Raw genomic sequence first — 9,440 nt, 5'->3', positions numbered from 1 at the left:
CGGCGGTTCCGGCTGCGGTCGCGGCGGCCCACCCGGCAGCTCGCCACCGCCGGGGGCGGTGCGCACCGGGGTCGGCGCCTCCTCCTGGACCGGCGGCCACGGCTCGCCGCGTTCCTTGGCCAGCTCGCCAGGGGTCTTGATCGGCGGCTTGTCCGACGGGGTACGACCGCCGAACTCGTTGAACGCGGTGATCCTCGGCCGCTTCTCGACGCCGGTGAAGATCCGCTCCAGGTCCTTGCGCTGCAGCGTCTCCTTCTCCAGCAGCTCGATCACGAGGCTGTCGAGGATGTCGCGGTAGGTGTTGAGCACGTCCCACGCCTCGGTGTGCGCCGCCTCGATGAGCTTGCGCACCTCCTCGTCGATCTCGTGCGCGACCTCCAGCGAGTAGTCCGGCGCGTGGCCCATCGACCGGCCCAGGAACGGGTCGCCCTGGTCCTGGCCGTACTTGACCGCGCCGAGCTTGGCCGACATGCCGTACTCGGTGACCATCGCCTTCGCGATCTTGGTGGCCTGCTCGATGTCCGACGAGGCACCCGTCGTGGGCTCGTGGAACACCAGCTCCTCCGCGGAGCGGCCGCCGAGCGCGAACACCAGGCGTGCGATCATCTCCGACCGGGTCATGAGCTGCTTGTCGTCCTCGGGGACGACTAGCGCGTGCCCACCCGTGCGGCCGCGCGGCAGGATCGTCAGCTTGTACACCGGCTCCAGGTCCGGCATCGCCCACGCGGCGAGCGCGTGCCCACCCTCGTGGTAGGCCGTGATCTTCTTCTCCTTCTCGGAGATGATCCGGCTCCTGCGTGCCGGGCCGCCGACCACCCGGTCGACCGACTCCTCCAGCGCGACACTGTCGATCATCGTGCCGTTGGTGCGGGCGGTGAGCAGCGCGGCCTCGTTGATGACGTTGGCCAGGTCGGCGCCGGACATCCCGACGGTGCGCTTGGCGAGCCCGTCGAGGTCGGCGTCCGGGTCCAGCGGCTTGCCCTTGGAGTGGACCTGCAGGATCTTCTTGCGGCCCATCAGGTCGGGCACGGACACCGGGATCTGCCGGTCGAAACGGCCGGGACGCAGCAGCGCGGGGTCGAGGATGTCGGGCCGGTTGGTCGCGGCGATGAGGATGATCCCACCGCGCGCGTCGAAGCCGTCCATCTCGACGAGCAGCTGGTTCAGCGTCTGCTCACGCTCGTCGTGCCCGCCACCGAGGCCGGCGCCACGCTGGCGGCCGACCGCGTCGATCTCGTCGACGAAGATGATGCACGGCGCGTTCTGCTTGGCCTGCTCGAACAGGTCACGCACGCGCGAGGCGCCGACACCGACGAACATCTCGACGAAGTCCGAGCCGGAGATCGAGTAGAACGGCACCCCGGCCTCACCGGCGACCGCACGGGCCAGCAGCGTCTTGCCGGTACCCGGCGGGCCGTACAGCAGCACGCCCTTCGGGATCTTGGCGCCGAGAGCCTGGTAGCGGGCGGGGTTCTGCAGGAAGTCCTTGATCTCGTAGAGCTCCTCGACCGCCTCGTCGCAGCCCGCCACGTCCGAGAACGTCGTCTTCGGCATGTCCTTCGGCAGCTGCTTGGCACGCGACTTGCCGAAGTTCATCACCCGGTTGCCGCCGCCCTGCACGTTGTTCATCATCCACATCAGGAGGATGAGCAGCAGGCCCAGCGGAATCAGGAAGATCAGGATCTGGGTGAGGAACGACTCCTGGGTGACCGTGGTGTTGAACTCGGTCTTGTTGTCGATCTGGTCCTCGAGCTGGCGGTAGATGTCACCCGTGGCCGCGGCCGGGAACTGGGTGATGATCTGCGTGACCCGCTGGCCGTCCTGCTCGATCGGGTCCTTCAGAGTCAGCTTGAGACGCTGCTCCTTGTCCTCCAGATCGGCTTTCGTGACGTTCCCGGCGGTGATCTGCGATACCGCCTTCGACGTCGGCACCTCGGTATAGCCCCGGGTGTCGTCGAACAGCATGCTGATCAAGAAGTAGAGCAGCAACACCACCAGGATCCACACCAGCGGGTTGCGAAGCAGGCGCTTGCGGTCCATCAACTTACGGCCGCGGCGCGGCCCGACCCTCCCTGACTGCATGTGTTACCTGGCCGGACGAGCTCTCCGGTTCGTCCAGCGTACCGCTCGTGGTGGAGCGCCAACTGCCCGAAGTGCGGTAGTTGAGCTCTTCAGTGTCCAACGGTACGGAGGACGATTCGGTTCCCGCGGTGTATGCGCTGGTCAGGACGTGACGTCACGCACCATCTCGCCGATGCGGTGACGCAGGGTCGCGGCGTCCGCCGGGGCGATGGTCACCCAGTCGTTCCTGGCCTGGGTGAGATAGCGACCCGTCTGGTTGTCGAACCAGGACAGCACCGGTGACCGGCGGCGGCCCCGCACCTCGCTGCGGCTGTTGACCGCGATCTGACCGCCCCGCTTGTTGGGCAGTGCCGTGAGCTTGGCGTAGGCCTTGCGGGTCTCGACGTCGCTGGCCCGCTGGGTGCCGCGCCCGCCGACGGTCGCCAGCTCGTCCGCCGGCAGCGAAATCGACGCCTCGGTGCCGCGCGGGGCCGGTGGGAGCATGCCGACGATGGTCGAGACCAGTGCGTCCTTCGGGATCGGCCGCAGGCGCAGGCCGTCCTTCCGCTGGACGGCGAGCACCGCGGCGCCCCGGCCGGCGGCGGCCAGCACGAGCACCGGGTCGGCGCCGGTCCCGGGGAGGAAGACCGAGTCGACAGTCAGGTCGGCGTTGGACAGGGCCAGGAGCCATCCCTCGAGCCGCGGCTCGACCCGGCCCGAGTGGTCGAGGAGCTGACCGGCGATGAGGTCCTGCCGGACCCGCTGCCGCAGCGTCCGGCGACTGTCCATGGTCGCGCCGTGCGACTGGATCTCGATCGGGTACGGCGGCTCGCCTGCGCCGAGCGCCTCCCAGAGGAAGTCCAGGGCGATGGGGTTGATGAGCCTTTCGTGCTGTCCGTTCACCCGCCCGGCCGCCTCCCTCTCCAGTCGCTCGTACCGGTTGTCCACACGTCAGTCGTCTTCTCCGATGACCGGCGGGGCGGTCATCTCGTCGCTGCCGAAGGTGCTCTCCGGGTCGCCCTCGACCAGGTAGGCGGGACGCTCGTGCTCCTTGTCCTCTTCCTTGTCGCCCTTGCCGCGGCCGCCGCCCATGCCGCCCGCACCGCCGCGTCCCGCCGCGCTGCCGCCCGGGGACATGCTGGCCGGCGTCATGGGGCGGGCGCCGGAGCCACCCGCACCTGAGCCGGCGCCGGGTGCGCCGCCCATGCCACCCGGACCGAAGCCGCCGAAGCCGGGGCCGAAGCCACCCGCACCGGCGCCGGGGGCACCCGCGGTGCCGCCACCGCCACCCGGGCCGAACGTGCTCGGCGCGGGCCCGTTGATGTTGGGCGGGGTGAAGCCGGAGGAGGCCGTGCCGCTGGGCACGGCGGCGAAGCCGCTATGACCGGTCTGGCCGTGGTTGTTGACGGCGGAGCCGCCACCCGGACCGGAGACGCCGGGGTGCTTGACGCCCGACCCGCCGGTCGTGGTCTCGCCGAAGGTGGGCGTCCGGTTTGTCGGCGTGTGGATGCGGTCGGCGGTGATGCTGTTGCCGTCCTTCCCGCCGCCGCCGATGGTCTCCCGCGGCGGGACGAAGGACGGCGTCTGGGAGTCGACCGCCTGCAGGGCCGAGGTGTAGGTGTTGAGGTAGGAGATCTGCTCACGCTTGACGGCGTCGGCGGCGTCCTTCTGGGCCTTGAGGTCCTGCATGGCCGGGGGACCACCGGCCACCATCGTGTGGAGCGACTGCGTGCTGTCGTACTCCTTGGCCGGCGGCAGCTTCCGCACCTCACTGGCGGCGACGGACTGCTGCGACATCCGGACACCCATGAGCTGCGCGGTCGTCCCCGCGACACCAGCCGCCTGGGCGAGGGGCTTGAGCGCCCCCTTGGCGGTGTCCGCGGCGGCGCCGGTCCACGCGTCGTCGAGACGGGAGACGGCATCGAGGAGCCCGTTGGCGGCCTCGGCGAGACTGTTGCCACCTTCGTTGAAGGCGCGACCGAGGTCGTCGGCGGTGTAGGGGCTGTTCTTCTTGGTGGCGAAGTCGTACAGCTGTTCGCTGTCGTAGTTGTCCCAGTTGGGGGTGTCCCCGATGACCCGGTCGTCCCCGAAGCGCACGCCGCTGTCCGCGAGGTCGGCCGCCTGCCGCGAGTTGATCGACTCCTGGAGCTCGCCGGTGGGGACGCGGTCTTCGCTGGGCATGTGGTTCATCGCGCGCCGGGTGTCGGCCGCCTGGTCGCCCGCGTACCTGTTCGTGTCGTCGTAGTGGTGCCCGTTGCCGTTGTTCGGCGCCATCGCCTTGCCCCCTTACTGGTCCTTCACCCTGGGAATGATCAGGTTCGCCAGTTGGTTCGCGACCTGACACTGGTCGTATTTGCCCTCACCGGCCGACAGCGCCGACACACTCGCCGCGATCATCTTTCCGCTCGGGAGATCGACCAGGATCTCGCAGATCACCACCGTATTGGTCGACAACGCCTGCACAGCGGGCAGACCGTCGATCTTCGTGGGCGTGTTCGTTATGCCGGGCCCGGTGTCTGCTTGCGCCGTCGACGTTCCCGTCTGCCAGCCGACGACGAGGCTGGTCTCGTTCGCCCAAGTGCAGATGGCGTGCCCGTCCGAGGTGCTGTTGCCCTTCTTGCCCTCGGTAGAGCCGCCAAGCTGTTCCGCTTCCTCTGGAGAGAGAAGCTCACACAGACGGGCAAGCGAGTACTCCGGTGCTTCGGTCTCCGATGTGGACTCTTCAGTCGGCTGCGCGGAAGACCGCGACGAGGTTTCCGTTGGCCGCGGTTGACCAGCCGTCGCGCTGCTGCACGCCGCGACGGCCGTCAGCATGGTGAAGCCGACAACAGCCGCAATACTTCGCTTTCGGAGAGAACCCACTACTGGTGTGTCCTGTTGTACTGGGCTGCGTGAAGTTCGTCGGTGTCCACGTAGTTCGTGATGCAACGCTTCAGCGCGGTCTCCGCCTTGGCCGTCTGCTCAGCCAGCAGAGTCAGAGACGCAATGAAGGAGTCATCCCCGTCGTACCGGCCCATCGACTTCTTGGCCATGGCCTGCCCGACCGGGTTGGCACCCAACATGACCTCGGTGTTACCGCTACCACTGCCCTGCAGCAGTTGAGTGAGTTGGTCCTTGACCTTGCCGATCTTGTCCAGCGCCTCCGCGGCCGCGTCTGCCTGGATGGAGACCTGGCCTGCCATCGCGGCGTCGCTGAACGCGCTTACCGCGCCTCCGATTGCCTCGAACAAACTTCGCTCCCCGTGTTCCCCGCCGCGCACGCCCCTCATGCGACGCGTGACAACTGCGAGGTTAACGCACCGACATGAACGTCGGGACGTAATCAGCGCAAAGGGCGACAGGTCGGCGTGTTTTGACACGCTTTGTGACCAAAGATTCACCTTGCCAGCGGGCGCCTTTGTATCCGAGCGAATTAATTCGGCCTGGATGATCAGATTCGGGAAGTCGGCCGGCTGGTTCACGACGAGTAGACCTTGGGGTCCAGCGTCCCAATGTAGGGCAGGTCCCGGTAGCGTTCGGCGTAGTCGAGGCCGTAGCCGACGACGAACTCGTTCGGGATCTCGAAGCCCACGTACTTCACCGGGACCTCGACCTTCACGGCCTCGGGCTTGCGCAGCAGCGTGCACACCTCGAGGGACGCCGGGTTGCGCGACGCCAGGTTCCTCAGCAGCCACGACAGGGTCAGGCCCGAGTCGATGATGTCCTCGACGATCAACACATGGCGGCCGGCCACGTCCCGATCCAGGTCCTTCAGGATGCGCACCACGCCCGACGACGACGTCGACGAGCCGTAGGAGCTCACGGCCATGAACTCCATCTGCACCGGCACGGGCAGCGCCCTGGCGAGGTCGGTCATGAACATGACCGCGCCCTTCAGCACGCCGACGAGCACCAGGTCGGCACGATCGCCGCGTTCCGGGTAGTCGTCGGACACCTGCTTCGCGAGTTCCTTGACCTTGTCCTGGATCTGCTGTTCGGTGATCAATACGGAGGCGATGTCGTCGCCGTACACCCGGACCCCTCTCCTGGCTCCCACGCGGTCACCCGCAGCCTGCCACGGGCCCGCCCCACCGCAAAGTTGCCGGGTAACCAGACAGCACCCTGTCCCCGCCACTCCCCGATCAACGCGTCCGCCGCGCGCAGGTGCCCGTCGGTCAGCTCGCGCACGCCGGCGTCGAGGAGCCAGCGCCGCAACGCCCTGCGCCGCAACGCGGACGGCTCGGCGGACAGGACCGCCACGTCCAGCTCCCCATCGACCAGCGCGGCCTCGGTCAACCGCGCGGACAGTGTGTCCAAGGCCTCAGTGTCGTCACGCAGCTGCGCCGCGGTCCGGGCGAGCGCGGGCGCCACCCCGCCCTGCAACACGTCCTCCAGCAGCGGCAGCACCTCCCTCCTCAGCCGGACCCTCGTGTAGGCCGGATCGACGTTGTGGGGGTCGTCCCACACGGTCAGACCCAGCGCCTCGCATGTGGCGACAGTGGTAGCACGGGGCACCGACAGGAACGGTCGGGCCCACGGCGGGTCCAGGTCACGCATGCCGGCCACCGACCGCGGACCCGAGCCGCGGCCCAGTCCCAGCAGGACGGTCTCGGCCTGGTCGTCGAGGGTGTGGCCGAGGAGCACCACCGGGAAACCGGCCGAGCGAAGGGCCTCGTACCGGGCGTTTCGGGCCGCCGCCTCGGGGCCGCCGCGGCCGGTCACCGTGACGGTCAGCACCTGGACGTCGTCGATGCCGAGGCCGTGGAGCTGCTTGGCCGCGGCCGCCGCCACGTCCGCCGAACCGGGTTGCAGCTGATGGTCGACGACCAGTCCGTGGACGGTCAGGTTCCCGCGAGACGCCACATAGGACGTGGCCGCCGCCAGTGCCAGCGAGTCCGCGCCACCCGACACCGCGACCGCGACGTCCGAGACCGGACACCTCGACAGCAGCCGGCGCACCGCCTGCCGCGTGCGTGCGACCGGCTGGAAGTCCGTCACACCGGGTGGCAATGGTCCGCTCCGCAAGCTCCGCCTACTGCCCGTGGACGCGCCGCACCCACGCCGCGGGGTCGGCGATCTCCGCACGCAGCGGAAGGGTCTCCGGCGACTCCCACACCCGGTTGAAGCCCGCCATGCCGACCTCGTCCACCACGTGCCGGGTGAACGCCGCGCCCGCCGCGTACTGCTTGACCTTCGCGTCCACGCCCAGCAACGTCCGCAGAATACGGTCGAGCAGCCCGCCGCCCCGCCGCCGCGCCGTGAACCGCGCGCGGATCGTCGCCACGCTCGGGACCACGGTGGGGCCGACCGCGTCCATCACGTGGTCCGCATGCCCCTCCAGCAGCGTCGACAGCGCGATCAGCCGGTCGAACACGGCTCGCTGCTTCGGCGACTGCAGGACCTCGACGAGCCCGATCGGACCATTGTCGGCGTCGCGGTTCCGGACCTGCTTCATCAGCTCGGGCAGCCTGGCGAACGCGCTGGTCGCGGTCTCGTCCAGACCGGCGAGGAACGCGGCGACCTGGCCCGCGAAGTAGTCCCGCAGCCACGGCACCGCGTTGAACTGCAGCCGGTGCGTGCACTCGTGCAGGCACACCCACATCTGGAAGTCCTCCGCCGGCACGTCCAGCGCACGCTGCGCGGCCATGATGTTCGGCGCGACGAGCAGCAGCCGGCCGCTGTCCGGGTCGCCGCCGAACGGGTCGTACTGGCCCAGCACCCGTCCGCCGAGGAACGCGAGCACCATGCCGGCCTGCACACCCGCGCTGCCGGCGAGCATGCCGCCCATCGCCCGGCTCGGGCCGACCGGCAACGCGCCGTCGGTCAGTGCGGCGAGCCCCTCGGCCGCGGCCTCGACCCAGCGACGCCGGTCCACGACGTCACCCGGGTGGAGCGGCAGACCGGCGCCGAGCCCGGTCAGCTCGCGGACGTGCGTCTCGGCCAGGTCGGTCGCGCCACGCAGCTGCGCGACGGCCAGCTCGGCCTCCTCCATGGGGACCGCGGGCCCTGGCTTGATCAGCCGCTGTGCGGTGGCAACGGCCACGCCCCAGTCGACCGGGTTGCGGTGGGTCGTCTGCTCCGCGGGGCTGGTCGCCGTGCTCATGCCATCGACGCTACCTGACGAAAGTTGAACAGCGCTCGCTACTGACAGCCACAACCACGTAACGCGGCCGCGACCGTGTCGAGTGCCGGCCGCGCGGTGCTCCCGTTCGTCCCACTCGTCAGGAACGCGAAGACCAGCGGCCGGTTGTCCTTGTCCATGACGATGCCGGCGAGCGAGTTGACGCCGGTCAGCGTGCCGGTCTTGGCCCGCACCCAGCCCTTGCCCTCGGCCGCGGCGCCCTGGCCGTACCGGTCGGCGAGCGTGCCGCTGCCGCCGGCGACGGGCAGGCCGCCGAGCAGCGGGCGGAGCTTGGCGGTCCGCGGGTCCTTGCCGTCCGGGCCGGCGGCGACCGCGAGGATCTGGGCGAGCAGCTTGGCGGAGACCTTGTTCTCCGTCGACATGCCACTGCCGTCCTTGAGCGTGATGCCCTCGACGTCGAACTTGTTCTGGCGCAGGACCTCGATGACCGCCTTGCTGGCGCCGTCGAAGTTCGGCTCCTGGCCGGACTTGATGGCGACCTCATGGGCGAGGACGTCGCCGAGCGTGTTCTCGGAGTGGTCCAGCATGTTGTCGACGAGCTGGGAGATCGGCGCGGACCGGATCTCGCCGAGCACCTTCGCGTTCGCGGGCGCCTTCTTCTCGATCGCCCCGGCAGCGCTGGCGCCGATGCGGTTGGCGAACGCGTTGACCAGCGTGCGACCGGGATCGGTCGTGCGAGGCGAGTAGTTCGAGGTCGGGTCACGCCGGTCGCCGTCGAGCATGGCGGGGACGACGGGCGCGATGTAGCCGTTCGCGATGTCCTCGGGCAGCCAGCTCTGCGCCAGGTGCGGCGCGGCATAGCGGCTCTGGTCGATGTAGACGGTGCCGATCTGGGCACCGCTGTTCTTGACCTGGTCGACGAGGTCGGACAGGTGCGCGGCGCCCGGGTAGACGGTCTCCTGCCCGGCCGCGAGCGAGGAGATCGACGGGTCGCCGCCACCGACGATGATCAGGTCGCCGGGGTTCTCGCCCTGGACGACCTTGGTGACCAGCTGGGACGTGTGGTCGAGGCTCAGGAGCGCGGCGGCCGCGGTGAGGAGCTTCCCGGTGGAGGCCGGGGTGATCGCGCGGCCGGCGTCGCGCTCGTAGAGGGTCCCGCCGTTCGCGGGGTCGATGACGACGCCGGTGATGGTGCCGAGGGCGGGATTCGCGATGGGCCCGGCGAGCGCCTGGCCGACGCCCTGCTGGGTCGGCGTCGGGGCGTTGGCGTCGGGCCCGTGGAGGTCCGCGGAGTAGCTGACCGGCGCGGGCGGCGGCG

The 9,440-nt window shown here is 69.7% G+C and carries 9 protein-coding genes; all 9 read right to left on the bottom strand.

Annotation, left to right across the window (positions count from 1 at the left end; genetic code table 11):
- The coding region (ftsH, locus tag VET29_RS40110) for an ATP-dependent zinc metalloprotease FtsH (protein ID WP_324931360.1) at positions 1-2,040 on the bottom strand (2,040 nt) is incomplete at its 3' end.
- Between the two features lie 183 nt (positions 2,041-2,223).
- Positions 2,224-2,964, bottom strand: coding sequence for an ESX secretion-associated protein EspG (locus tag VET29_RS40105; protein WP_324931357.1), 741 nt, complete (start codon positions 2,962-2,964; stop codon positions 2,224-2,226).
- 48 nt (positions 2,965-3,012) lie between these two features.
- Positions 3,013-4,335, bottom strand: a complete 1,323-nt coding sequence (locus VET29_RS40100) for a hypothetical protein (RefSeq protein ID WP_324931355.1) — start codon at positions 4,333-4,335, stop codon at positions 3,013-3,015.
- A gap of 12 nt (positions 4,336-4,347) precedes the next feature.
- Positions 4,348-4,875: a DUF3558 domain-containing protein gene (locus VET29_RS40095; RefSeq protein ID WP_324931352.1), complete on the bottom strand. Its 528-nt coding sequence runs from the start codon at positions 4,873-4,875 to the stop codon at positions 4,348-4,350.
- 47 nt (positions 4,876-4,922) lie between these two features.
- Positions 4,923-5,522 carry a hypothetical protein gene (locus VET29_RS40090; protein WP_324931350.1) on the bottom strand — a complete coding sequence of 200 codons (600 nt, stop codon included), beginning with the start codon at positions 5,520-5,522 and terminating at the stop codon, positions 4,923-4,925.
- Positions 5,519-6,073 (bottom strand): hypoxanthine phosphoribosyltransferase, encoded by a 555-nt coding sequence (hpt, locus tag VET29_RS40085; protein ID WP_324931347.1) that lies wholly within the window; start codon positions 6,071-6,073, stop codon positions 5,519-5,521. Before hpt ends, VET29_RS40090 begins: the two co-directional genes overlap by 4 nt.
- Positions 6,043-7,050, bottom strand: coding sequence for a tRNA lysidine(34) synthetase TilS (gene tilS / locus VET29_RS40080; RefSeq protein WP_414636728.1), 1,008 nt, complete (start codon positions 7,048-7,050; stop codon positions 6,043-6,045). Before tilS ends, hpt begins: the two co-directional genes overlap by 31 nt.
- A gap of 22 nt (positions 7,051-7,072) precedes the next feature.
- Positions 7,073-8,143: a zinc-dependent metalloprotease gene (locus tag VET29_RS40075; protein WP_324931344.1), complete on the bottom strand. Its 1,071-nt coding sequence runs from the start codon at positions 8,141-8,143 to the stop codon at positions 7,073-7,075.
- 38 nt (positions 8,144-8,181) lie between these two features.
- Positions 8,182-9,440, bottom strand: a 1,259-nt coding sequence (dacB, locus tag VET29_RS40070; RefSeq protein ID WP_324931340.1) for a D-alanyl-D-alanine carboxypeptidase/D-alanyl-D-alanine endopeptidase, incomplete at its 5' end; no start/stop codon positions are given.

It is taken from the genome of Actinophytocola sp. (genome assembly GCF_035634895.1).
Taxonomy (GTDB): domain Bacteria; phylum Actinomycetota; class Actinomycetes; order Mycobacteriales; family Pseudonocardiaceae; genus Actinophytocola.
The sequence above is the reverse complement of the archived record's forward strand: the minus strand, read 5'-3'. Positions and strand labels throughout refer to the sequence as shown.

Coding starts and splice junctions, on each gene's coding strand:
- VET29_RS40100 (WP_324931355.1), bottom strand. CDS start 4,335: ATGGCGCCGAACAACGGCAACGGGCACCACTACGACGACACGAACAGG.
- VET29_RS40095 (WP_324931352.1), bottom strand. CDS start 4,875: ATGCTGACGGCCGTCGCGGCGTGCAGCAGCGCGACGGCTGGTCAACCG.
- VET29_RS40075 (WP_324931344.1), bottom strand. CDS start 8,143: ATGAGCACGGCGACCAGCCCCGCGGAGCAGACGACCCACCGCAACCCG.